We start from the raw sequence: 24,479 nt of genomic DNA, 5'->3' as shown, positions 1-24,479 counted from the left end.
TCAGTAATATTGAAGTGTATTGATAATAAACGAATAACCAGCTTACCTGGCATCAACCAGGTAAGCTTAATCAATTAGGTCAACCTATAAGCCGGATTCTGTTATAGACAATCATTCATCTTGGCGCAATGTCACCATTACGCTCATGCAGCCTACCCGGTTCCAGCGCGAGCCACGCCTTGAGATAATACAATCTTCAGGAACCCTATTTGGCCTTGCTTCGAGTGGGGTTTACCCTGCCACTAATGTTGCCATCAGCGCGGTGCGCTCTTACCGACACCTTTTCACCCTTACCTGACAAATCAGGCGGTATATTTTCTGCGGCACTTTCCGTAGGCTTTCGCCCCCCAGGCGTTACCTGGCACTCTGCTCTGCGAAGTCCGGACTTTCCTCCATTTACAAAAGTAAACAGCGATTGCCCAGTCAACCCGCAGCTATTCTAACAAGAACAGTAGCAGGTTACGATCAATTTAACTCACTAAAAAATATTTTCTACTAAATGATTTAATACTTAATAAAGCAGTTAACAATACAACCCACCAACCTGCACCTCCTCCACTGCTGCTATTAGGTGTGTCAGCCACAGGAGGAGCAACAATATTCACAGTAACAGAGCCAGTTGACGAAGCACCGATGGTATCAGTAACAGTTAAAGAAAATTCAAGGGCTCCTGCGCTAGAAGGGGCAACAAAAGAAGCACTGGGTTGATCAGAACTATTTAGTGTAACACTTGCACCACCAGTTTGTTGCCACAGATAAGTTAAGCTATCGTTTTCGGCATCTGTTACCGTTGCGCTCAAAGTAATCATCTGGCCAGTATTGGCTTCAAAATCTTCTGTAACTATTACCGATGGTGCTGTATTAGTTTCATCATCAGAAACAGTTAATGTAGCAACAGACTTTGTACCAAGTTTAATACCGTTAATGACTGTTAGCTCAATAGTAAATGACTCTTTTGATTCAGCATCGACATCATCGATTAAATTAACAACGAAAGATTTGCTGGTGTTATCACCATCAGTCCAGGTTAATGTACCAGAACTATCGACATAGTCCTGATCTGCAATAGCAGTCCCAGCAACAAATTGATAACTGACGTTTGCTTCACCTTCACTACCACCCACACGATTAACCGTGATAGTAATATCACCACCATTTTCATCAACAGCTATTTCTGACTCAGCAAACTCAGCTGAACCGCCATTGAGAGCACCATCAATATTGACAGTTAGGTAACTTGGACTAGTTAGCGTTAAACCCGAAGTAGGATCGTAAAGCCTGACATAGAATTTTTCTTTTAACTCTGAGCTAGACGGTGCTGCAGCAATAGGCAAATTAAAAGTTTTTACACCAGACTCATTACCAACCCAATTAAGTTCTCCACTAACGGCTGTAAAATCTTCCCCCTTCTGCGCACTACCAGATATAACTTCATATTTAACACTCACACTAGTACTAACATTATTAGAACCAACTCTAGATACACTTACTTGAGCATCAGCACCTTGCGACACATTAATTTCAGCCGAATCAAACTGAACACTTCCTTGAGTTGACGATTGAGTCTTATCTCTAAGAATATACAAACCACTATTGATGTCACTGACTAAAATTAAACCTGATGGTAAAAATGGGTAAACTCCCCAAGCGCCGTTGAACTTATTACTATTTCTTGTTGGAAAAGTATCAAAAAAACCTACTTCAACAGGGTTAGCAGCATCGGTGATATCTAATATGGTTAAGCCTCGCTCATAATTAGACATGTAATAACGGTTACCACGGACAAAACCATTGTGATCAATTGTCTTTGTAGGCCCAGTCCATTGACCAACTTTAACGGGGTTACGCAAAGAGTCTATTTGAAAAATTCGAATAGTCGTATTCAGCCCGCCTTTACTTTCATCAAATTCATCATGTAATAAAACATAACGTTTATCTTCAGTAACCCAACCAGAATGAATATACTGTTGCGTTAAGGGAACATCGTCATAGCCTATTTGCGAAAGCTTTTTAGTATCTGCAGGATTTGAAATATCCCAAAAAACCATTTCATTCACATTAAAATCAACAAATACAGAGCAATGAGTGGTGGCATTAAAGCAATCATTATCTTTTCTTGAGTCATTGATTAAAACAGAAGTTCCGTCATGGGTGTAACCACCAAACCCCGATTGATTATTACTGATTTGAATGGTTTGTGGATTAGCAAGTGAAAAACTGTTAAACGCTCCTCCAGCCTTATTAGCACCAACGATTTGTAATACTGGCTCGACATCATCCTGTTTAATATTCAAACTATGATCGACATTACTAATGTATACGTTATGTGAATTGGAGACACTTTTGTTAGCTTCAACTAGCGAAACGCTATTTGGTAAGTTGTTTAAATTAATGATAGAAACACCATCTGCATTTTCTACCGTTGCATAAGCATAAGCCTGCCAAGCATTTAGTGTTTGATCAAAATACTGGTACACCTTAATATCACGCCAACCTGATTTATTTCCTAATACATGACCCACTTCAACTGGACTTTCAGGATCGCTCAAACTAAACACAGTAATACCATTTTGTACGCCCATAATGGCATACTCGGTTCCTGTATTCAGATCAATATGTCCCCAAACATCATTGCCTGCCGTTGCTCCCGAACTAAAACCAGATAAAGGTATATGGGCAACCAAATCGATATTCTGGCAAGGAAAACTCCCTGCCATACCACTAACACAATCAATCCCTGATTGTGCTTCATTCAGCACCTTCAGCTCACGCATTTTACTTTGCAGTCCTTTGTTAGAACGCTGACTTTTTCCATCATCAATCACCCTAAACCCCTTATTTCTAAGGGAGGCAGCCATACTACTAGGCACACCAGTTAGAAAAGTCGGGTTTACATCGGGGCTTTGTGTCTGAAAATGATCAAAACGATTGAAACCGGCCAAAATAGGAACCAACTCGCTTTTAAGATCAAACAATTCTTCAGCACTATTCATATGATATTGGCCACTAGCGACTAATACTTTATCGCCTTTATTCGCTTGCTGAACCGCATATGCTATGGTTTTACATGGCCTTAAAGCGTTGTCACAATAGCCTTGATCAACCCCTTTATCAGAAACAAATCGAGCTTTATCATGCTCAGAATGAGCAATAACCTTTAAAGAGAATAGCACTAGCAATAATGCTATAACTCGTATAGTATTTTCAAACATAAGGTATACCCTATTTATTTAAATAACTGAATAATGTCAGAGACTATAGAAAGCTAACTCTTAACTAGATACTATCTAAAGAATAGACAAAGGTAGATATTAAAACATGAGATTTTCAATCTAGAAAGTTGAATATTTACACTAGACTAGTCAAATATTAAAGAATCTAGCAAAATAACCTCAGCGATTTTGTTCAATACAACTCAATTCAAAAACAGATTTGAAATCACCTAATGATCACTTGTAATCCACTAATTTATAAAATTTTTATCGTTGTGAGTCTATTTCTCATATCATCTTGTGATACTCAAAAACCAATCACTCAAATTAAGTTTACGCCATATTTTAACACCCAAGTACTCGACTGTAAAAACACCTTTAAACATAATCAACAAGACTGGCAAACCTCTCAAATACAATTCTACCTACATAATATTCAATATAAAGACGCACAAAACCAATGGCACAAAGTTTTTCCTTTAGTTGCAGATAATGCCAGTAAAGAAATATTATTAATTGGTGGTGTTTGTAATGACTCGTTTAACTGGCAAATATCAAGTCACAGCTCTCTAAAACATGAACAGATAAGGGGTATAAAATTTACTGTGGGAGTCCCTCACAGTCTTAACCATTTGAACCCACTGACCCAACCTAGCCCACTTAATCAATCAGATATGTTTTGGACTTGGCAACTGGGTCATAAATTTTTGCGAATAGAACTCACTTCAAATTCAAGTGACTGGATATTTCATTTAGGCTCTACAGGCTGTAGTTCTCCAAGTCCGGTCAGAGCGCCAAAATCAATGTGTAAAAACCCTAACTTGGTTGAGGTAATTTTACCTGACTATACATCCCAACATCATATCGCCATAGACATTGCTAAGCTAATCAAGCAGATTGATTTAGTCGAAAAAAATAATTGTCAATCATCTTTAGAAACTCCGAGTTGCCGGATTTTATTACCTCGCATTGGTGTCAATTCCACCTCTCAAATATTTGAAGTAAAAAAATGAACCAACGGTGGTTATATTTAGCTTTTATTTTACTAGTCAGCTGTCAAGAGAGTGCTGAACAGCCTATAGCTTATCAATGGGCTTTACGCAAGGATTTTCCTCGTCCGCAAGTACCGCTTGAAAACCCAATGACCGAAGCCAAAGTAGAATTAGGACGCCATATTTTTTATGATAAAAATTTGTCTGCCAACGGCACACAGTCTTGTGCAAGTTGTCACCAGCAAAAATTTGCTTTTGCCGAAGACAGAAAAACATCGATTGGCTCTACAGGCGAAGTGCATCGACGTAACTCTCCAGCACTTGTCAACATTGCTTATAATAAAACCCTCACTTGGTCTCATGATGGTCTAAAAACAATCGAACATCAGCTGCTTCTGCCAATGTTTGGTGATAACCCTATCGAATTAGGCATAACAAATCATGAAGAAAAAGTGTTAGAACGTTTTAAAGCTAAAAAGTATCAACCACTATTTTCAAAAGCGTTTCCAGATCAAGCTGTCAGTTTTAAAAATATTTCTTATGCTCTAGCCAGTTTTGTTAGAAGTTTAGTGTCTTTCAACTCTCCTTTTGATCGCTATGCCTACGATAATGATGACACAGCAATAAGCCAGTCAGCTCTAAGAGGTATGACGTTATTTTTTTCTGAAAAACTAGAGTGCCATCACTGTCATGGCGGATTCAATTTTACCCAATCAACTTCTCATGAAAAGCAACTCTTAGATAGAAGACCTTTTCATAATACCGGTCTATACAATATTAATGGTAATAACCTTTATCCAAAATCAGATACAGGGTTGTCAGAAATCACATTAAACCCAAATGATAATGGCCGTTTTAGAGCGCCAACATTAAGAAACATAGCTTTAACTTCACCTTATATGCATGATGGAAGTATTGCGACTTTATCCGAAGTTGTTGACTTTTATGCCGCAGGTGGAAGAAATATTATTGATGGAGTACACAAAGGAGATGGTCGTCTAAATATCAAAAAAAGCACTTTTATGAAAGGCTTCACAATTACTAAAGAAGAAAAGGCAGATCTGATAATTTTTTTGAATTCATTAACAGATAAAAAATTTATTTCAAATAAAAAGCACGCTCTTCCTTTACCATAATTAAACCACTGTGATAAAGCGATTTTGTCCTTCTTCTTTAGCTTCATGTAACCCAGAATTTACTCGTTTTAATAGTGATTCAATGGTGTCCTCAATTTGAAAACTCGTTACTCCAAAGCTAGCTGTCAAACCATCAACACCATTAATTTTTATTTGACGAGTAGAATGAAGAAGCTTTGATGTAATACCTATAGCACTTTGTGTTTCTGTTTCTGGACATACAATAAGAAATTCGCTATTCCCCCATCGGGCAACATAATCCATTGTTCTAATGTTTCGAGTTAAGGACTCGCTAACTCTAACTAAAACACGATCACAAAATTCGGCGCCATGTGCAGTATTAATATCCTTAAAATTATCAAGTTCTATTAAAATAACCGAAAAGGTCGAAGAGTTTTGAATTGACCGATAAATTTCAGTAGATAACTGTTGTAATATATAATGCCGATTATATAAGTTAGTTAATGCATCATTTGATGTAACTAATTCAAGCTCACCTGTTAGTTTGAAAGATTCTTTAGTTCGACCAACAGCAAAATATAAAGCAGAAGCCGACAACAAGATGAACAGTATGACTAGCTCTCCAATTTCAAAGGCTTCATATTGATTAAAAAACAAAGTCATATTTTTTATATCCATTGGTAAAAAATAAAAACAAATACACTGATACTAATTAAAAACAACAACGAATAGTTCTAGTCTGGCTTTGTTTGAAAAATGGAAGTTAGCTTTTGCCTTATAAAATATTATATTTTTTATTTTTAGATACAACCAACTGTTCACTAAAACAAAAAACAAACTATATTCAAACCTTAACATACATAAAATAAAAGCTTAAACACAACCATAACATTACGTTTTTTTCAAATATAAATAAACCTTCTACTCGGACCAGTTAATATAAAAAATAGTAGCAAGCCTTAAAGGTGGGATTAAACACTAATTAATATAAGTAATCAACCACGTCTTTAACTTTGTTGAACTTAATTATCATTATTGTTATGCATTGAGATTTTTAGTGGCTTTGAATATTATCTTAAAAATAAAAAATAATAATTTATTTGAACCTTCATGCGAACAAAAAACATGACTTTATATTTTTTGTTTTATCCTACCCCTCGTAGAGGATGAAAGTTAATCTATATAAAACATCAACACCCCATCTGGTCTGATGAGAAAAAAGAAAAATATTTCAACGGTAGCTTATTGAGTAACCATCATTAATCAGCACTCAACTATATAAAGTATATTTTTTCAAAAAATAATTTTATTGTTTTAAATGGGAGTATCGACTTAAAGTTTTTATCAATTTAAAAATAAAATGAACACCCGCTTTATCTTTAATTAATTTTGTTCATGTTAGCTAATAAAAACTAATCGATTGTGTTTAGCTTTCAAGTAAAAACTGATAAATTGCATTCTTCTTTTCACCAAACATTTCCGCAGTAATTTTAGCTGCTTGCTTTCCAGGTAAATGCTCAGCTAGTTTCAGAGCGAGTTTTTTAGACTCATTTGATAGGCCAATTTGCTTACTATTGGCCCCTCGCACCATAACAACAAACTCGCCTTTAGATTGGTTAAGATCATCGTCAAGAATATTAATTATCTCATCAAGAGTTCCATTGAGTACCGTCTCAAAGGTTTTAGTTAATTCTCGAGCCACCACGATTAGTCTTTCTCCACCAAAAACAGACTGCATGTCTTCTAGGCACGCTCTGATACGATGCGATGACTCATAAAATACCAAAGTAGCGGTCTGATTTACTAACTCAGCCAGATAATTCTTTCTATGTCCTTGTTTTGCAGGCAAAAAACCCTCAAACAAAAAGCGGTCTGTAGGTAAACCAGCGACACTCAAAGCAGCAATTATGGCACAAGGGCCGGGAATAGGCGTAACAGTATAGCCTGCTTGCCTAAGCGTATTAACCACAGGATATCCAGGATCGCTAATTAGTGGAGTTCCTGCATCAGAAACTAAAGCCACAGACTCTCCAGCTGCTAATAACTGAACTATATAATCCACTTTTTGTCTTTCATTATGCTCATGAAGTGAAAAGCATGGCGTATTGACGCCAATATGCGATAATAGGTGCTTTGTTCTACGTGTGTCTTCGGCAGCAATTTTTGAGACATTGGCCAAAGTGTGACGCATTCGATCACTGATATCATCAAGATTTCCAATCGGTGTGGCAACAACATACAATATGCCTTGTTGATTCTGCGAATCACTGTTTTTGGAATTCATCTGGAACCTTAAAATAATTGATTGGAGTTTTTAATAGATAATGATTAATTTTATCGTTCATAGCAACAAATTGTTGGCCACTATATTAATTGTAGTGTTTCTACAGGCTTGCGGTACAAGTACACCTAAAAAAACAACTCAACAAGATTATACCAGGCAAGACCTAGAATTGTTGCTTAAACAAGCCAAACAAGCGTCACCAGACAAGAAAAACCCGTTACTGGTACAAGCAGCAGGTTTATTAGTGCTAGAGCAGCGTTATGAAAAGGCTCAAGAAGTATTAATCCATATTGATCAACAAATGTTAACTCCGCTTCAAGTTGATGACTTTAGTCTCTACTATGGTGAAACATTACTCGCTTTAGAAGCGAAGGAGCAATCTCTTAGTCAGTTAAAGTCGGTGTATAACCCAACGGCTAAGCCTGTCAAGTGGCAGATTCGATATGCTCAAAGCTTATCTAACAGTTACCTTGCAAATCATAATTATTTTGAGGCTGCCAAACTTAGAATAGAGCTTGACGATCTGATTGATACGCCTGAAGCGCTGACAGACAATAACGAAAAAATCTGGCTGGCTCTCAACCAGATTGAAACCGACTTTCTTCAAAGTCTAAAATCAGACTTTAATTCACAACGCGTCAACGGATGGCTAGAAATTGCTTACATTAACAAACGATGGGGATACCACCCTGAGAAATTACTGGCTGAAATTGCTATCTGGAAACAACGTTATCCACTACATCCTTCAATGGTCAACCAACCTGAAACACTAAAAAAGGCCGAAGCAGCCAAAGAGTTTTCACCAACTAAACTAGCTATATTGTTACCTTTAAGCGGAAAACTAGGCAATATAGGAACTATGATACGAGATGGTATTTTAGCTGCTCATTATCAAAGCCAAACAGCTGACTCAGCCCCCAAATTAAGTTTTTACGATACAGCCCACTCTCTTTCAGCTTTAACGCCATATAATAAAGCGATAGCTGATGGCGCTGACTTTGTTATTGGTCCGTTAACAAAAGATGGGGTTGAATCAATAATGAATCAAGAAAAGTTAACAACACCACTGTTAGCACTCAATCGGCTTGATCAACAAACTTTTGCTCATCCACAAGTTTATCAATTTGGACTTCCCATTGAAGATGAAGCCCTACAAGCGGCACATTATGCACATGAAAAAGGTTTTAAAAAAGCACTTGCCATTATTCCAGCTAACGCTACAGGAGAAAGAGCACGTAAAGTATTTAAAGAAGCCTTTGAGAATCTTGGTGGTGAATTAGTCTATGTGCAGACCTATAAAGAGATCAAACAACTGAAAAGCGATGTCCAAAGATTATTAAGAGTCGACTCCAGTATCAAACGTAAAAGATCTCTACAACAACTTTTAGGTAGAAACCTTGAATTTGAAATGCGACGTAGAAAAGACGCGGATTTCATCTTTATGTTAGCCAAACCTAAAGAAGGTAGAAGTATAAAGCCTTTTATTAACTATTACTTTGCTCATGACTTACCAGTTATTGCAACATCATCTATTTATTCCGGAAAACAAGATCCCCAAACCGATATTGATCTAAATGGTATTGAGTTTCCAGTGATTCCTTTGCTATTAAGTAAATTACCTAAATTTGAAGAAAGCCGTAGAGTACTAAAAGAAACATTACCCGATGCTTTGGATGCCAGGGGACGATATTTTTCTCTAGGTTTTGATAGTTATAAAATACTGAGACAACTATCAATATTGCAAGCATTTCCAGATTACAAATGGAACGGTTTAGGTGGAGAGTTAGCCGTTGATGATAATGGCCTAGTACACCGCTCCTTAACTTGGGCTCAATTTAATCGTGGGGTACCTCATGTCACTAAAGAAAGAGAAATTAAAGAGCTTGAGTCAAATTTAAATAAATACCCCAATATGCCATCAATTAGCAGTGTTAAATTAAATGATTAGTGAATAATATAATTTGTTTAAAAAAGAAAACAAACGAGAGTTCGGACAACAACTAGAAAACTTTGCTCGAACTCAAGTTGAAAAAAAAGGTTACAAAATTATTGAAACCAACTTCACTTGTAAACTTGGTGAAATAGATATTATCGCTCAAAATAAAAACTTACTGATATTTATCGAAGTTCGATATCGTAAAAATAATAGTTTTGGCGGAGCTATTGAAAGTGTTGATTATCGAAAGCAAAGCAAACTCATTAAAACAGCAAGTCTTTATTTACAACAAAAAAACTTAACCAATAAAGTGCAGTGTCGTTTTGATGTATTTGCACTACAAGGTCAATTACCAAACCCAAGTTACAAATGGTTAACGAATGCATTTACAGCATAATACAAATAGAATTAAATCCTATAGGTTAAACGAATGATAGAAAGAATACGTAATAATTTTACGGAAAGCATTCAAACAAAAATAGCAGCAGCCGATGCGCTTCCTGAAAAAATTGCAAAAGCGGGACAACTAATGGTTACCACGCTACTCAATGGTGGAAAAATTCTTACCTGTGGTAATGGTGGATCCGCAGGCGACGCCCAACACTTTTCATCCGAAATGCTAAACCGATATGAGAGAGAACGCCCCCCCCTTCCGGCAATTGCGTTAACAACAGATACAGGCACAATGACAGCCATTGGTAATGATTATAATTTTAATGAAATCTTTTCCAAACAAGTTAAAGCACTTGGTCAACCAGGAGATATATTACTTGCGTTTTCGACCAGTGGTAACTCACAGAATGTTATTGAGGCAATGCGAACCGCTTTAGCTAAAGATATGCTAATTATCAGTTGTACAGGAAAAGATGGTGGAGAAATGGCAGGCCTAATTGGTAATAGTGATGTTGAAATTAGAGTCCCATCCAATAGTACCGCTAGAATCCAAGAAGTTCATTTGGTCGTTATTCACAGTTTATGTGACTTAATTGATAGTACATTATTTGGAGAAGATAAATGAGTCGTTTATTCTTAGTTATTATTTTACTTTCAAGCTTTCTCATTTCAGGCTGTAGTGGACTGATAGTTGCGGGGGCAGCCACAGGCGCAGTTGCATCTCAAGATAGAAGACCCGTATCAACACAAATAGAAGATGAAAAAACTGAAATCAGTTCATTTGCCTCATTATTTAAAAATGATGAGTTATGGGAAGATACGAACATTAGTGTGATCAGCTATAACAATGTTGTTTTAATGGTTGGTCAAGCACCGACATCAGCCCTAAAAGAAAAAGCAACCGAAGAAATAAAAAAAGTTGCCAAATCAAAAAAAATTCTCAATCAAATTAGAATTGCAGCACCAATTTCCTTTTTTGCCAGCAGAAATGATGAATACTTAACAACAAAAGTAAAATCATCAATGTTATTCACTTCGGACTTTAAATCGTCAAAAATTAAAGTAGTCACCGAAAACAGCGAAGTTTTTTTAATGGGTTTGGTCACTCAGCAAGAGTCAGAAAAGGCAGTTGATATTGCAAGGAATGTCGATGGTGTTACCAAAGTAATCAAAGCTTTTGAATTTATTTCTGATTAGAGAAACTAAAAAAACTAGTCTAATGAAAAATATTGCTAGACTAGTTTTTTATTCAATCATTAACGAGTAGAACAAACTTTAAAAACTATTTAACGATTTTTAAGTGCCCATTCTTCTTGACTGAGGTTACCTTTTCCTCTTCTTCGAGTATATCTGCTTGTGCTTCAGTTTGGCTATTTATCGTATCTTCTTCATGTTCTTGTGCAGGAAATGCCATTCCAAGTCCGTTTTCCTGATCATAAACAGCCATTAAAGCATTCATCGGAACATATATTTGCCGTGCAACGCCTCCAAATCTGGCACTAAATGAAATTGCTTCATTATCGGCATGCCAATTTTGAACAGCGCTTGGAGCAACATTTAATACAATCTGGCCATCTTTGATATGTTCTTGCGGAACATCAACAAACTGTTTTGTCGTATCAACTAAAACATAAGGAACCGCTTCATTATCAAGTAGCCAATCAAAAATTGCACGAAATAAGTAAGGCTTATTAGACGAAAATTCAGCTTTCTGCATACTTACATCAATCCACTTAATCTTGTAATTCTCGTTCCGAGTCAGTCAAGCTAGCTTGAAATGAATCTCTCTCAAATAATAGTTCCATATACTGAGAAACTTCTTTTGCTCCTCGTCCGCTTAATGAAATCCCCATCGCTGGTAAACGCCACAATAAAGGAGCTAAACAGCAATCAATTAAAGAGAATTCTTCACTTAAAAAATATGGCGTTTCACTAAAAACAGGCGCAAGAGTTAACAAACTTTCAGTTAATTCTTTACGAGCTTTTTCGGCTTCTCGATCTTTACCATTTAAAATAGCTTTCATTAAGCTATACCAGTCTTTCTCAACTCGGTGCATCATTAAGCGAGAACGAGCTCTAGCAACGGGATATACAGGCATTAAAGGTGGGTGAGGAAACCTCTCATCTAAATACTCCATAATAATCGGAGACTCAAAAAGCACTAACTCACGATCAACCAATGTTGGTACAGTGTTATATGGATTCAGGTCTATTAGATCTTCTGGTGGTTGCTGGTTTCCAACAACTTCTATGGCTTCAAAATTAACGCCTTTTTCCGCCAAAACAATGCGAACCTGGTGACTATATACATCGTCTGAACCAGAATAAAGTGTCATTACTGAACGTTTGGCTACTGTTGCCATGAAACACTCTCCGTATTAAAAAAATGAGCAGCAGTAAGACACCACTACTCATTTAAGTTTATAAAGTTTGATTAATATTAATTATAAAAACCAAATTAGTGGATATCTTTCCAATATTCTTTCTTAAGTAGATACGCGACAATACCAAAGCATAAAATGAAAAGTAATACCCATACTCCCATGCTTTTTCGCTCCAGCTTGATCGGCTCACCCACATAGTCGAGGAAGTTCACTAAATCAGCCATTTCCTTATCAAACTCTTCTGGCGATAATAATCCTTCTTTGATTATAGTAAAATATTTTCCTTCGCTAGATAACTGCGTTAACTCAGCCTCAGCATCGTGGATAATTTTTTCAGCAGATGAAATCGTCTTATTCAATTCACTCGAATTACCGCTTCTCTCTTCTAATGCTTTATTAGCACTAGCAATATCAGCCTTTGCATAATTAATATCATTTTCCAGGCCTTGAACTTTTTCAGTTTTTGCTTGCATACCTTGCATGCTTTCTAAAACATGCGGCATACCAACTTCTTTAAAAACTGAATTATTGACACCATAAGGACGAGAAGCATCAACATAGAAAGCTCTTAAATAATTATATAACCAGTGCGTTCCTCTAGCTCTAGCTACAACAGATAAATCTGGTGGAGCAGCGCCAAACCAATTTGCTGCCGCTTTAGGCTGCATATTATTAGTCATTAGATCGCCTATCTTTGCATCAGAGAAGATTAAGTTTTCCATCATTATATCTTCAGGAATATTCAAGTCTTTTGCGGTACGATTATAGCGCTGGAAAGATAATGCATGGCATCCCATACAATTATTCATATAAACCTGCATACCACGTTGCATCGATATTTTTAAACGATCACCATTAAGTTCTGGCATTTTATCATTGGGTAGCGATAAGCCACCTTCAGCTGCTGACAATGAAAATGACAAGCACACTGTTAGCGTAATCAATAACTTTTTCATTAGTGCGTCACCCTTTCTGGAACTGGTTTAGTTGCTCCCCATTGACTCCACCAAGGCATCAAAAGGAAGAATGCAAAATAGTAAACTGTCGCAATTTGCGCTACTAGCGTTCTCATTGGTGTAGGTCCTTTCATACCTAAATAACCTAGAACAACAAAAGCAACAACAAATATTGCCAACCAAAGTTTAAAACTCCAGTGCTTGTAACGAATCGACTTCACCTTACTGCGATCTAACCAAGGTAAGAAGAATAGAATAATAAGCGAAGCAGCCATTGCAACAACCCCAAGCTGTTGATCAGGAACCGCACGCAAAATAGAGTAGAACGGCGTGAAATACCAAACAGGTGCGATATGTGCTGGTGTTTTCAACGGGTCCGCAGGTGTAAAGTTAGGTGGCTCAAGGAAAAAGCCGTTCATTTCTGGCGCAAAAAAGATAATTAAACAAAAGATAAATAAGAAAACAGCAACACCAACAATATCTTTTACGGTGTAATAAGGGTGGAAAGGAATACCATCTAATGGAATACCATTTTCATCTTTATGTTTTTTAATATCAATACCGTCAGGATTATTTGAACCCACTTTATGTAAAGCAACAATATGTAAAAAGACCATCAATAGTAGCGCCATTGGCAAGGCTACAACATGCAGTGCAAAGAATCGATTCAAAGTAGCACCGGAAATGATAAAGTCTCCACGGATCCATTCAGTAATCTCATCACCATAGTAAGGGATTGCACTAAACAGATTAATAATAACCTGAGCGCCCCAATAAGACATATTCCCCCAAGGTAATAAGTAGCCCATGAAAGCTTCAGCCATTAATAAGACAAAAATAATCATACCGAATAACCACACCAACTCACGTGGCTTTCTAAATGATCCATAAATTAAACCACGGAACATATGCAGGTAAACAACAACGAAAAATGCTGACGCGCCTGTTGAATGCATATAACGAAGCAGCCAACCCCACTCAACATCACGCATAATAAATTCTACAGAACGATAAGCTTCTTCACCTGAGGGTGTATAGTTCATCGTTAACCAAATACCCGTCAATATTTGATTAACAAGTACAAGCAGAGCTAAAGAACCAAAGAAATACCAAAAATTAAAGTTTTTAGGTGCATAATATTCAGCTACATGTTCGTTCCAAGCTTTAGTCGCAGGAAAACGATCATCTACCCACTGCATTAATTGAGCCATTTTAGTCATTACGCAGCTCCCTCATCAACACCGATTAAAATCTTGTCATCCGACAAATAAGAATAAGGAGGAACTTCTAAGTTTTTAGCAGCAGGTACACCAGAAAAAACCCTTCCAGCTAAATCGAAACGAGAACCGTGACATGGACAGAAAAAACCACCACCCCATTCAACTTCAGTTTCTTTTAAATGTTGCGGAACACAACCTAAGTGAGTACAAATACCAATAAGCACTAATATTTCAGGACGGATAGAACGGTTAATACTATCAACATAAGCGGGTTGTTGTTCTGGATACTTGGTTGAATCAATATCTTTCAACCCGTCCTTTTTGCCTTTAATGGCTTCAAGCACATTGTTACCACGCTTAACCACAAAAACAGGCTTGCCACGCCATTCAACTTTAACCATTTGGCCTTCTTCTAATTTATCAAGCATCACTTCAACGGGTGCGCCTGCGGCCTGTGCTTTTGCACTAGGTTTCCAAGAACCTAGAAAAGGAACAGCTACAAAGCCAGCCCCTACAGCCCCAACAGCAGTTGTTGCGAGCGTTAGGAAACGACGTTTGCCGTGATCTACAGCCTCATTACTCATTCGGATAGTCTCCCCATCGACCGGTAATTTTTATTTAAAATAAGTTTATCTTTGATCGGAATATTTGCTAGCTTTTTGGTATGAATTTACCTGCAAACACCCCCACAAACAGGATTTGCGGCAAGATCATAAAGAATAAGCTCAAATAATACAAGGAAATGCCGATTTTTGTTTGTATCTTATTGATATATAAAGTGATTTATTTTTAGCTTTATACGCAAATGTTACAGAAAGCTAAGCATTCTGTTCTCAACCCATTTCATGGAGCGTTTAGCCTTTCTGTTTAACCTATAAAAAAGCAAAATTGCTAAGCTAAAGTGAGATGTGTTATTAGTGCTTTACATTTGCTTCAAATAGAGAGCCTCACTTGTTTAAATTACCCAAAATTGGTCCTGCAATTCTGATAACGGCAGCATTTATTGGCCCAGGTACTGTAATAACAGCAAGTCTTGCAGGTGCTAATTATGGTTACTCATTGCTCTGGGCTCTACTCTTTTCAATTGGCGCAACAATAATTCTTCAAGAAATGGCAGCTCGCTTAGGTGTCGTGACCCAAAAGGGTCTTGGAGAAAATTTACGAGAGTCATTCAACCACCCACTGACTAAATGGATAACAATCATCTTGATTGTTAGTGCAATAGTCATTGGTAATAGCGCTTATCAAAGCGGTAATATCTCTGGTGCAAGCTTAGGTTTAGCAAGCCTTTTTCCCAATTTTGTGCTGACAACAAACCCTCAATTTAACGGTTGGGCAATTGTAATAGGCACTATAGCCTTTACCATCATGTGGCGAGGACATTACATTTTAATAGAAAGAGCCATGATGTTGTTGGTTGGTTTAATGAGTTTAGCCTTTCTAATCACTTTCCTTATCACTCAGCCCAAATTAGGCGATTTATTAGCAGGGTTATTTATTCCAAGCATTCCGTCTGGTGCAAGCTTAACGGTAATTACACTCATAGGAACCACAGTCGTTCCTTATAACTTGTTTCTACATGCCGACAGTGCGAAGCAAAAGTGGTGTTCCGCCAAACAACTCAAAGAAGCCAGACAAGATCTTTTTATCGCCATTCCGCTTGGCGGTTTAATTTCAATCGCTATTGTATCAACTGCTGCTGCCGCATTTTTTGGTCAACAAGTCAATATTCAAAATGCCGCCGATCTTTCTCCCGCATTACAACCGTTATTTGGTGACTGGGCCCAAGTTTTTATGGCTATCGGGCTCTTTTCAGCGGGTATTTCTTCTGCAATTACAGCCCCTTTAGCGGCGGCCTATGCACTGAGTGGCATTCTAAACCTCAGTACACAATTAAATTCATTGTCATTTAAATTGATCTGGATATGCATTTTATTAATTGGTGTAACAGTGTCATGTATAGGCTACAAACCTGTTAGTATTATCTGGTTTGCTCAAGTTGCTAATGGAATTTTACTGCCTGTTATTTGTAGTTATCTACTGTGGACGATGAACCAACCACAACTTGCTCAATATCGAAACTCATTACGTCAAAATATAATTGGTGGTATCATTTTAATGATCACTTTTCTGCTTAGTGGTCGAAGCTTATTATCAGCATTTGGTCTGTTATAAAAGGAAAACGACTGCAACGTGTCAACTCAAAATATTTCATTTATTGATATTAATTGCGATCTGGGAGAAGGGTCAACCATAGCGCATTGTCAAGGCGACGCAGCGATTATGCCTTATATTTCTCGATGTAATATTGCCTGTGGCGGTCACGCTGGAAATGTGCATACCATGAAACAGTCACTGATTAATGCTCAAAAGTATCAACTTTTCTGTGGCGCACACCCTAGCTACCCAGATCAGATAAACTTTGGACGAAAGTCACTGACAATACATTTTGAAAAATTAGCTGATTCAATTCGTCAACAAATAGATACACTCGTCGAAATTGCTGAGAAACAGACTATCGGCTTAAGTCATATCAAACTACATGGTGCACTTTATAACGACGCAGAAAAAGATATTGACCTTGCAGAAAAGTTAGTCACTTTGCTCAGCCAATATTATCCATCAATGTCTTTGCTAGGTTTAGCAAATGGTCAACTTCAACAAATAGCCCAACAGCAAAATATCAATTTTTTACGTGAAGGTTTTATGGATAGAGCCTATCAAACCAATGGACAACTTGTTCCAAGAACTCAGTCTAATGCCGTTCATACTGATTCAGAAACAATTATCAAGCAAGCACTTAATATTGCCCAGAATAAACCGATTAAAAGCATACAAGGAACGGATTTAAAAATAGCAGTAGACACTATTTGCTTACATGGTGATGGAAAAAATGCATCACAAATTGCTAGTGACTTATTGAAACAATTAAAAGAGCATAGGATCTCAATTCAGTGAATATCAATCACTCAAACATTCCTGAGTTTCGTATTGTTCCTAATGGAGATTCAGCCATAACGTTGATTTTTAATGCGCCAATTAGTCAAGAGCTTTCTCATTTTATTATCCATTTGGCGACAACAATCCAAAAAAGCTTAAGTGATATTATTGATGATACCATCCCTGCCTATCAAAGCTTAACGATTTGCTTTCAACCTTTGCTTATCAGCCAGGCACAGCTTTCCGAAAAGCTTTCTGCTCTTATTCATTTGAACCATGCACCTTTAGCAGTAAAAGGAAAAACAATAGAAATACCTGTTTGCTACTCAACAAATTTTGCTCCCGATATGCAATGGGTATGTCAACAAACAGAACTAACAACGGAACAAATTATTCAGTTGCATACTCAAACAGAATATTTAGTACATATGCTCGGCTTTTCCCCAGGCTTTCTCTATTTGGGGGGGTTAAATAAAAAATTACACTGCAACCGAAAGCCTGTTCCAGTCTCAAAAGTCGCAGCAGGTAGTGTTGGAATAGGCGGTCAACAAACGGGTATTTATCCTCAAGCGACACCTGGTGGTTGGCAAATTATAGGGCGTACTCCCAAACAGCTTTTCAAACCAGAAAGCCACTCACCTTTTATTGCTTCACCATTAGATACAATCAAATTCGTTTCAATTAGCGAAGCTGAATTTGAACAATTAAATCAAACCAGTCAATGAGTATTCGAGTCATAAAACCTGGTTTACAAACCAGTTTTCAAGATGCTGGCCGTAAAGGCCAAATGAGCAACGGTATTGCAATAAGTGGCGCAATGGATCCTCTCGCTATGAATCTAGCTAATTGGCTGGTTGGTAACCCTGCCGATCATCCCGTTATTGAAGTCACCTTACTTGGTCCAACACTAAAATTTGAACACGCTATGTCAATTGCGGTTGTCGGTGCTGAATTTGATTTATATCTTAATGGCAACCTGGTTTTTAATAACGAAACGATTCTCGTTAAAAAAAATGACCTACTAGAGTTTGATAAATTAATTAATGGCACCAGAGCTTATTTGGCAGTTACTGGAATGCCGGAAATACCACGTATTTTAAATAGCTACTCAACCAATTTAACCGCTCATTTTGGAGGCCAGCTTTTCAAAAAAAATGATATTATTAAACTGACAAAAACATCAATTCAACCAAAAAAATCACTGCCTAAAAAATTTCATCGTGTTTTTTCCGGTCATTACTTAATACGTTGCGTTTCATGTGTTGAATCCGATTGGTTTGATAAAACAGCCACTGAAAAATTTTTTTCTCAAAAATATCAAGTTACCCCTGAATCAAATAGAATGGGTATTCGTTTAACAGGCTCGCCTATTTGCACACACATAACCGAACCAGTGCTCTCAAGTGGATTAACGCAAGGTAGTGTTCAAATACCGCCATCTGGCCAACCTATCATTTCATCTGTTGACGGACAAACAATAGGAGGGTATCCACGAATAGCTAGCATTACCACCATTGACCAACCAGTTCTCGGGCAAATAAAAGCAGGAGACAGACTTAGTTTTATATTAATATCTCAAACAGAAGCCATTGAATTGTTAGCATTAAGACATCAGTTTTTTGGTCAACTGTATGCTCAAATATAAGCTCATATAACAACAAAGACTTTAGTTTATATTTAGTCGCCCTTTAGAATAACACCTTACTTATTTTTTATAAGTTAGACAGAAAACATTTCTAAAACAGGCTTGATATTAACTATGAAAGAAAAAACTTCGTTAGCTTCAAAGGTTATCCACGCAGGAACACAGCCTCCAACACAAGGGCACTCCTTCAATCAACCGCCTGTTTTTGCAAGTGCTTTTCACCTAAGTGGTGATCCTGCCAATTCAACTTATCAATATGGTCGCTTTAACAATCCAACCTGGCAGTCACTAGAAGACGCCATTAGCGAGTTAGAAAATGCCCCCAGTGTTATTTTTCCATCTGGAATGGCTGCCATTGCATCAGTTTTAACCTCAATATTATCACCAGGTGACACTCTTGTTCTTCCAACGGATGGTTATGCTCCAACAAGAGCTTATGCAGAACAATTTTTAAAAAAATTTGGAGTTAATCTCATACTTACTAAAACACTTAAAATACCTGATTTAGATTTTACAGGCATAAAACTAGTATTAATTGAATCTCCAAGTAACCCCCTACTAGATGTACTCGATATTTCATTATTGGCAGATAAAATACACCAAAAAGGCGGCTTACTTGCCGTTGATAACACCTGCTTAACCCCATTAGGTCAACAACCTCTTGCACTTGGAGCAGATATATCTGTTTGCTCTGATACCAAAGCATTCAATGGGCACAGCGACATTCTGTTTGGCCACGTAGCCTCTGCTAGCGAAAAAATAATTGATGGCATCAGAAATTGGCGAACACTATCAGGTAACATACCAGGCCCAATGGAAACCTGGTTAGTACACCGAGCTTTAGCTAGTCTGGATTTAAGATTAGAACGTATGACATCTAATGCCCAAGCATTGGCCCAATATTTAAGTACTCACCCTAAAGTTAAATGGATAAGGTATCCTGGCTTAAAAAATGATCCCTCTTATAAAATAGCTAAACAGCAAATGAACAATTTTGGTTATTTAATGAGTTTTGAGCTTAATAGCCTAGAAGCGGCAGAAAACTTTTTAAAAGGTTGTCAATTAATTTTTGATGCCACCAGCTTTGGAGGAATGCATACAATGGCCGAACGCAGAAAAAGATGGAATGCAGATGACATACCCGAGGCAACTATTCGCCTGAGTGCTGGCTGTGAAAAACAAGAGGATTTATTAAGCGATATATCGTCAACTCTAGATAGGTTATAAAATTTAAAAACAGCCAAATAAGTATTCGGTTAACGTTATTAATAGAAAACGTAAAGCTGGCTATTTATTGGATATATTTTCTACATCATCAGAATCGAAGGCAACTCTATTTCGACCTTGTTTTTTTGCGTGATATAAAGCCCTATCAGCTTTTTCGATAAAAAAATGAGGGCTATCATTATAATCTGGTGATTCAACACTGACACCTAAACTGGCCGTAATATTCAAAATTTCATCATTATATTTAACCGCTAAAGATTCTATATTTTTAAGCAACCGATTTGCGCAAAAAGTACACCCTTCTTTATGCACTTCGGGTAAAATAATAATAAATTCTTCGCCTCCATAACGAGCAACAAAATCTCCAGGTCTATTAAAAGAATGATCGATCACTTCAGCAACTTTCTTTAAACATTCATCTCCAGCTTGATGACCATATCGATCATTTAACGTTTTGAAATGATCGATATCAACCATAATAAGCGCTAATTTACTTTTTGACCGTACCGCACGCTTCCACTCAAGTTCAAAACGTTCATCAAAAGCTCTGCGGTTATAAACCCCTGTTAAACCATCACGTGCACTTAAATTACGTAGCATCGTATTGGCTTCAGACAATTGTTTCATCGTTGTTTCTAGTTCAATGGTTCTTTCATGAACTTTTAATTCTAACTTTTCATTAGCTTCTAATTGAATAAATAATGTTTTTTCATTAGCCATTCGCAGATCTCTTTCACTGGTTAATAAATTCTCTTGTGCAACAAGCCTTTTTTTACGCTCTTCAGTAAAATTTTGTGCTAGTGCTAAAGATAATAAAATAACTTCAAATACAGACCCTATAGCCATTGCATTTTCAGTGAGCCAATTAGAGACCAATATTCCCGATTTTGTAAACACCATAATAAGTGTTCCAACAATTAATAGGAACCATGCGATTGTAAAGTAACGCGCTGAGAGGTTACCCTTGAGCCAGCACTTTACACCGATAGAAAAAATTAAAGGAGGCACAATGACTCCAAGGCTTCTTGCTAAATTAATTCCCCAATGAAAAGGAATAAAAAAATTACTGATTGTAATTGCAACGGCCAATATACCCAACAATCTAAATAAAGGAAATAAACGAGTTGAGCCTTTCTCTAACTTTAGAAAACTAATTGTAAAATAAATAGCAAAAGCTAACGATGCAACAGCAAAAACAGCAATGGATTGTCCATTCCACCAAGAAGAGTTAGGCCAAAGATATTGATAAGTTAAGCCTTGCAATGATGTTTGAAACAATGCTGTGACTAAAACAAAGCCAACATAAATCAAATAACTCTTATCTTTTAATGAAAAAAACAAAAACAAGTTATACAAACACATTACTAGCATAATACCAACAAAAACACCTTGAAAGAGGCTCATTTTATTCTCATGAAGTAAAAACTCATTTTTATCCCATATGAAAATTGGTAATTGTAAAGCTCCAGATGTTTTTATTCGAATAAAAACAGATTGCACTTCATTTTTTTTCATATCTAATGGAAATAGAAAATTGCGGTGATTGAGTGGACGTTGATTAAATAAATATAGATCTCCTGTATGATAAGATTGCAAAATTCCATTTTTGTTCATCACATAAAGATCAATGTTATCTAATAATGAGTAAGCAATTTGTAGAATATATTGTTTATTTTGATATGAAGATAATTCGATTTTAAACCAATAGAATCTTTCATCAAAGCCAAAGTTGACTTGCTGGTTTTCAGGCACCTGCCAATCAGTTGTGTCAAGCCTATGTATTTCCTCTATATCTCTACTGCCAATATCATCAATATAGTATACGAGGAAAGGTTGTAAGTCTGTTTTTGAATCTTTTATTAATATAGCTGCGTTTAAAGGAGAAACAGCAACCAATAGTAAATATAAGTTTACTAAAATTAGGGTTATATTGAGATAAAGCCGCTTCAATTTGTCTATAAGTCATAACAAAGGAATAAATAATTCCTTTAAGTCTAGACTATAAGTTAAAAAATAAAAAAAGTTTGCAGCTAAATTCGACTTAGTTATTGTCAAGCCTCTATATTTCGAATGATATCGAGTATGCCCCTATATTCTAGTAAAATTCCAGTCGACCGATTACACAAAATTCTTTATCAGTTGACAAAATAGCTAGTTCTTTTAATTTCTATTTTTATTGTTTTAGCTATGATAAATATCATATCTCTTCAAGATAAAAAATAGATAGCGCCTTTAAGATAAAGGCGCTAAAAAAACAGTAAGTTAAAACACTTACTTCAGCCAAGCCTGGTATTCATTCCATAAAGATTGAGTTCTGTACCCAGTACAAGCTTGCATAGCTCCATCCCAACTCCATACTCCTTGATTATTTGGGTGTGCTTGCTGGTTAAAACAATAAGTAAAATCAGGGAAGCCTTTTTCTTCTTGAATCCAAGCAAAGAAAAATGCCGTCGTTTTATAGCTATTTGTCCAATGACCACCAGGGTATCGGTTAGAAATATCAATGTAGCCTCTTAAATATCTTACTGTATCAGCGAGCCCCTCAATTGCAGGTAATTCAACTCCTGTAAAATGTTGATAAGCATGTGTCATTTCATGATATAAAACCCCTTTCACTTCTTCAGCAACATTTCCTCCCTTATTATTAATTCTTTCAAGATGGTAAGCATTCACATTAACCGTAATTCTAGGCGGATTACCAGCTTTCCACGCAACACCATTTGGATCGTTATGCCATCTTTCTATTCTAAACTCCAAAGTTGAAAAAGCGGGTACTTCACTGGGAGATTTATACAAGGTTTGCACAACACCTTTAGCAATATCATGAATATAAGGTTCTATATTAGGCACTAACTGTTTGAACAGCTTGCCACCTGGAGAGTCATCATTATGATACTCAATATTAGGTGACGCCACACTTCCCCAATCATCATTGCTAGTTGTTGAATAACTCGCAGTAATAGAAACATTACTATAATTTGAGTAAGCTAAAATGGTAGCGTAGTAGTAACCCGCAGTTACACTACTAATGACACAGCTTTCATTGCTATTACTATTAACTGAACGACAATCGTAATTATTTTCAGAAGCCTCGCTGGCATATTTAACAAATAAATCAGCATCTCCACTACCACCTGACAATTTAAATGTTACTTTGTTAGCATTGCTTGGCACATTTAACTTGAAACGTTTGAGTGCATTTTTATTATCACTTAACCCGCCAACCGTTTGCTCATTACTAAGCTCAACAACATCACTCCCCGTATCAACAGCGTAATTAGCTTTTATACTAACTCCTGAATAGTTAGACCACGCAAAAATAGTGGCAAAATAAGTTCCTTGTTTCGGTGCTGCAATGCTACAAGTTTCATTGCTAGAGCTTGTTTCAGAGCGACATTCATAGTCACTTTTAGAAGCTCGAGAGCCAAATTTAATATATAAATCAGCATCTCCTTGACTACCCGTTGTGTTGAATGTCAAATTGCTTGCACCTGCTGGTACATCAATGCGAAAGTAACGATTACCATTTTTGCTGTCTGATAATCCAGTTACAGCCACGCCTTTAGTCAGTTTTGTATCACCAGGATTGGTAGAATCATCGTACTCTCCAATTAACTCTAGTTCAGATAATTGAAGGATTGAAGCACCATTATTACGCGTAACATTTAATCGATAATATGAATAACTTGATGCATTATTAATAACATATTCTTTTTTCTCAAAACGCGTTGAAAAAGATTGACCGCTTCGAGAATCAACCGTGTTCCAATTAGCACCATCAGCAGAACCTTGTAGTTGCCAATCTTGCGGATCTCGACTTGGTACATCATTAGCAGAACTAATACTATATCGACTTAAAGTAGCCGATTTATCTAGCTGATAAGCAATCCAACCAGTACTTGAAAAAGTTAACCACTTGCTACTAGTACTATTGTCAAATGCTTTCGTACGACCTTCACTAGTGCCATTTTCACCTGACGCTGTGATGCGAGCGGCATCACTATTCGTTAAATCAGATGCAAAGCTATTAAGGTGATTTAAAGCCAGTTGATCGCTTTCAGATTGAGTTGCATAACTGTTACTAATTCCAAGTAATAGTAAAGAGCTCAAACCGAATACGACAGATTTTATCGGTATATACATTTTTTGTCCTCGATTTTTCTTTTAGTATTTTACTAATTACCTTCCAATTA

Annotated in this window: 21 protein-coding genes and 1 other RNA gene; 11 read left to right on the top strand and 11 right to left on the bottom strand. The window is 36.8% G+C overall.

What is annotated here, in order from left to right; genetic code table 11:
- Positions 1-71: 71 nt before the first annotated feature.
- Together rnpB and ACT5E3_RS06800 are read right to left on the bottom strand one after the other, a co-directional pair.
- Positions 72-431: RNase P RNA component class A (rnpB, locus tag ACT5E3_RS06805), an RNA gene on the bottom strand.
- 39 nt (positions 432-470) lie between these two features.
- Positions 471-3,212 carry a choice-of-anchor B family protein gene (locus ACT5E3_RS06800; protein ID WP_444997550.1) on the bottom strand — a complete coding sequence of 914 codons (2,742 nt, stop codon included), beginning with the start codon at positions 3,210-3,212 and terminating at the stop codon, positions 471-473.
- Between the two features lie 233 nt (positions 3,213-3,445).
- Here ACT5E3_RS06800 and ACT5E3_RS06795 point away from each other — a divergent pair, with 233 nt between their 5' ends.
- A complete protein-coding gene (locus ACT5E3_RS06795; RefSeq protein WP_444997549.1) occupies positions 3,446-4,225 on the top strand; it encodes an MbnP family copper-binding protein in 780 nt (259 codons plus the stop codon).
- Positions 4,222-5,340 (top strand): MbnH family di-heme enzyme, encoded by a 1,119-nt coding sequence (locus tag ACT5E3_RS06790; protein WP_444997548.1) that lies wholly within the window; start codon positions 4,222-4,224, stop codon positions 5,338-5,340. The genes ACT5E3_RS06795 and ACT5E3_RS06790 overlap by 4 nt, the downstream gene beginning before the upstream one ends.
- Here the strand turns inward: ACT5E3_RS06790 and ACT5E3_RS06785 are convergent, their stop codons facing one another.
- A complete protein-coding gene (locus ACT5E3_RS06785; RefSeq protein ID WP_444997547.1) occupies positions 5,341-5,964 on the bottom strand; it encodes a GGDEF domain-containing protein in 624 nt (207 codons plus the stop codon). It abuts the gene before it with no gap.
- A 763-nt stretch (positions 5,965-6,727) separates the two neighbouring features.
- On the bottom strand, positions 6,728-7,585 hold the full coding sequence (gene rsmI, locus ACT5E3_RS06780) for a 16S rRNA (cytidine(1402)-2'-O)-methyltransferase (protein WP_444997546.1): 858 nt from the start codon (positions 7,583-7,585) through the stop codon (positions 6,728-6,730).
- 40 nt (positions 7,586-7,625) lie between these two features.
- Here rsmI and ACT5E3_RS06775 point away from each other — a divergent pair, with 40 nt between their 5' ends.
- From ACT5E3_RS06775 to ACT5E3_RS06760, 4 genes are read left to right on the top strand one after another with little or no spacing between them, the layout of a single operon-like run.
- Positions 7,626-9,533: a penicillin-binding protein activator gene (locus ACT5E3_RS06775; protein ID WP_444997545.1), complete on the top strand. Its 1,908-nt coding sequence runs from the start codon at positions 7,626-7,628 to the stop codon at positions 9,531-9,533.
- A gap of 13 nt (positions 9,534-9,546) precedes the next feature.
- Positions 9,547-9,918 (top strand): YraN family protein, encoded by a 372-nt coding sequence (locus tag ACT5E3_RS06770; protein WP_444997544.1) that lies wholly within the window; start codon positions 9,547-9,549, stop codon positions 9,916-9,918.
- Positions 9,919-9,951: 33 nt separating this feature from the next.
- On the top strand, positions 9,952-10,539 hold the full coding sequence (locus ACT5E3_RS06765; RefSeq protein ID WP_444997543.1) for a phosphoheptose isomerase: 588 nt from the start codon (positions 9,952-9,954) through the stop codon (positions 10,537-10,539).
- Complete coding sequence (locus ACT5E3_RS06760) at positions 10,536-11,111, top strand: BON domain-containing protein (RefSeq protein WP_444997542.1); 576 nt, start codon at positions 10,536-10,538, stop codon at positions 11,109-11,111. The genes ACT5E3_RS06765 and ACT5E3_RS06760 overlap by 4 nt, the downstream gene beginning before the upstream one ends.
- Before the next feature lie 85 nt (positions 11,112-11,196).
- Here ACT5E3_RS06760 and ACT5E3_RS06755 read toward each other — a convergent pair whose 3' ends face one another.
- The 5 genes from ACT5E3_RS06755 to petA all read right to left on the bottom strand — a co-directional run bounded on the left by ACT5E3_RS06755 (position 11,197) and on the right by petA (position 15,058).
- The gene (locus ACT5E3_RS06755) at positions 11,197-11,631 is read right to left on the bottom strand and encodes a ClpXP protease specificity-enhancing factor (protein WP_444997541.1); all 435 of its coding nucleotides are present in this window, start codon (positions 11,629-11,631) and stop codon (positions 11,197-11,199) included.
- Positions 11,632-11,647: 16 nt separating this feature from the next.
- Positions 11,648-12,277: a stringent starvation protein SspA gene (gene sspA, locus ACT5E3_RS06750; RefSeq protein WP_444997540.1), complete on the bottom strand. Its 630-nt coding sequence runs from the start codon at positions 12,275-12,277 to the stop codon at positions 11,648-11,650.
- Between the two features lie 95 nt (positions 12,278-12,372).
- A complete protein-coding gene (locus tag ACT5E3_RS06745; RefSeq protein WP_444997539.1) occupies positions 12,373-13,254 on the bottom strand; it encodes a cytochrome c1 in 882 nt (293 codons plus the stop codon).
- Positions 13,254-14,465 carry a cytochrome b gene (locus tag ACT5E3_RS06740; protein WP_444998584.1) on the bottom strand — a complete coding sequence of 404 codons (1,212 nt, stop codon included), beginning with the start codon at positions 14,463-14,465 and terminating at the stop codon, positions 13,254-13,256. Before ACT5E3_RS06740 ends, ACT5E3_RS06745 begins: the two co-directional genes overlap by 1 nt.
- Before the next feature lie 8 nt (positions 14,466-14,473).
- Positions 14,474-15,058 carry a ubiquinol-cytochrome c reductase iron-sulfur subunit gene (gene petA / locus ACT5E3_RS06735; RefSeq protein WP_444997538.1) on the bottom strand — a complete coding sequence of 195 codons (585 nt, stop codon included), beginning with the start codon at positions 15,056-15,058 and terminating at the stop codon, positions 14,474-14,476.
- A 367-nt stretch (positions 15,059-15,425) separates the two neighbouring features.
- Between petA and ACT5E3_RS06730 the strand changes: the two genes are divergently transcribed.
- From ACT5E3_RS06730 to ACT5E3_RS06710, 5 genes are all read left to right on the top strand, one after another.
- Positions 15,426-16,649: an Nramp family divalent metal transporter gene (locus ACT5E3_RS06730; RefSeq protein WP_444997537.1), complete on the top strand. Its 1,224-nt coding sequence runs from the start codon at positions 15,426-15,428 to the stop codon at positions 16,647-16,649.
- Between the two features lie 18 nt (positions 16,650-16,667).
- On the top strand, positions 16,668-17,432 hold the full coding sequence (gene pxpA / locus ACT5E3_RS06725; protein ID WP_444997536.1) for a 5-oxoprolinase subunit PxpA: 765 nt from the start codon (positions 16,668-16,670) through the stop codon (positions 17,430-17,432).
- Entirely contained in the window at positions 17,429-18,139 is a 711-nt protein-coding gene (gene pxpB / locus ACT5E3_RS06720) for a 5-oxoprolinase subunit PxpB (RefSeq protein ID WP_444997535.1), read from the top strand. The genes pxpA and pxpB overlap by 4 nt, the downstream gene beginning before the upstream one ends.
- A complete protein-coding gene (locus ACT5E3_RS06715; protein ID WP_444997534.1) occupies positions 18,136-19,059 on the top strand; it encodes a biotin-dependent carboxyltransferase family protein in 924 nt (307 codons plus the stop codon). Before pxpB ends, ACT5E3_RS06715 begins: the two co-directional genes overlap by 4 nt.
- Positions 19,060-19,173: 114 nt before the next feature.
- On the top strand, positions 19,174-20,286 hold the full coding sequence (locus ACT5E3_RS06710) for a cystathionine gamma-lyase (RefSeq protein WP_444997533.1): 1,113 nt from the start codon (positions 19,174-19,176) through the stop codon (positions 20,284-20,286).
- 60 nt (positions 20,287-20,346) lie between these two features.
- Here the strand turns inward: ACT5E3_RS06710 and ACT5E3_RS06705 are convergent, their stop codons facing one another.
- Both ACT5E3_RS06705 and ACT5E3_RS06700 read right to left on the bottom strand, forming a co-directional pair.
- On the bottom strand, positions 20,347-22,236 hold the full coding sequence (locus ACT5E3_RS06705) for a sensor domain-containing diguanylate cyclase (protein ID WP_444997532.1): 1,890 nt from the start codon (positions 22,234-22,236) through the stop codon (positions 20,347-20,349).
- A 321-nt stretch (positions 22,237-22,557) separates the two neighbouring features.
- Positions 22,558-24,429 carry a basic secretory protein-like protein gene (locus ACT5E3_RS06700; protein WP_444997531.1) on the bottom strand — a complete coding sequence of 624 codons (1,872 nt, stop codon included), beginning with the start codon at positions 24,427-24,429 and terminating at the stop codon, positions 22,558-22,560.
- Between the last annotated feature and the right edge of the window lie 50 nt (positions 24,430-24,479).

Source organism: Aliikangiella litoralis (assembly GCF_052495765.1).
This window is presented reverse-complemented; position numbering and strand designations above follow the sequence as displayed.

What these genes read in the sequence shown, in the direction of transcription:
- ACT5E3_RS06800 (WP_444997550.1), bottom strand. Translation starts at nt 3,212, where the DNA reads ATGTTTGAAAATACTATACGAGTTATAGCATTATTGCTAGTGCTATTC.
- ACT5E3_RS06795 (WP_444997549.1), top strand. Translation starts at nt 3,446, where the DNA reads ATGATCACTTGTAATCCACTAATTTATAAAATTTTTATCGTTGTGAGT.
- ACT5E3_RS06790 (WP_444997548.1), top strand. Translation starts at nt 4,222, where the DNA reads ATGAACCAACGGTGGTTATATTTAGCTTTTATTTTACTAGTCAGCTGT.
- ACT5E3_RS06785 (WP_444997547.1), bottom strand. Translation starts at nt 5,964, where the DNA reads ATGACTTTGTTTTTTAATCAATATGAAGCCTTTGAAATTGGAGAGCTA.
- rsmI (WP_444997546.1), bottom strand. Translation starts at nt 7,585, where the DNA reads ATGAATTCCAAAAACAGTGATTCGCAGAATCAACAAGGCATATTGTAT.
- ACT5E3_RS06775 (WP_444997545.1), top strand. Translation starts at nt 7,626, where the DNA reads ATGATTAATTTTATCGTTCATAGCAACAAATTGTTGGCCACTATATTA.
- ACT5E3_RS06765 (WP_444997543.1), top strand. Translation starts at nt 9,952, where the DNA reads ATGATAGAAAGAATACGTAATAATTTTACGGAAAGCATTCAAACAAAA.
- ACT5E3_RS06760 (WP_444997542.1), top strand. Translation starts at nt 10,536, where the DNA reads ATGAGTCGTTTATTCTTAGTTATTATTTTACTTTCAAGCTTTCTCATT.
- ACT5E3_RS06755 (WP_444997541.1), bottom strand. Translation starts at nt 11,631, where the DNA reads ATGCAGAAAGCTGAATTTTCGTCTAATAAGCCTTACTTATTTCGTGCA.
- sspA (WP_444997540.1), bottom strand. Translation starts at nt 12,277, where the DNA reads ATGGCAACAGTAGCCAAACGTTCAGTAATGACACTTTATTCTGGTTCA.
- ACT5E3_RS06745 (WP_444997539.1), bottom strand. Translation starts at nt 13,254, where the DNA reads ATGAAAAAGTTATTGATTACGCTAACAGTGTGCTTGTCATTTTCATTG.
- ACT5E3_RS06740 (WP_444998584.1), bottom strand. Translation starts at nt 14,465, where the DNA reads ATGGCTCAATTAATGCAGTGGGTAGATGATCGTTTTCCTGCGACTAAA.
- petA (WP_444997538.1), bottom strand. Translation starts at nt 15,058, where the DNA reads ATGAGTAATGAGGCTGTAGATCACGGCAAACGTCGTTTCCTAACGCTC.
- ACT5E3_RS06715 (WP_444997534.1), top strand. Translation starts at nt 18,136, where the DNA reads ATGAGTATTCGAGTCATAAAACCTGGTTTACAAACCAGTTTTCAAGAT.
- ACT5E3_RS06710 (WP_444997533.1), top strand. Translation starts at nt 19,174, where the DNA reads ATGAAAGAAAAAACTTCGTTAGCTTCAAAGGTTATCCACGCAGGAACA.
- ACT5E3_RS06700 (WP_444997531.1), bottom strand. Translation starts at nt 24,429, where the DNA reads ATGTATATACCGATAAAATCTGTCGTATTCGGTTTGAGCTCTTTACTA.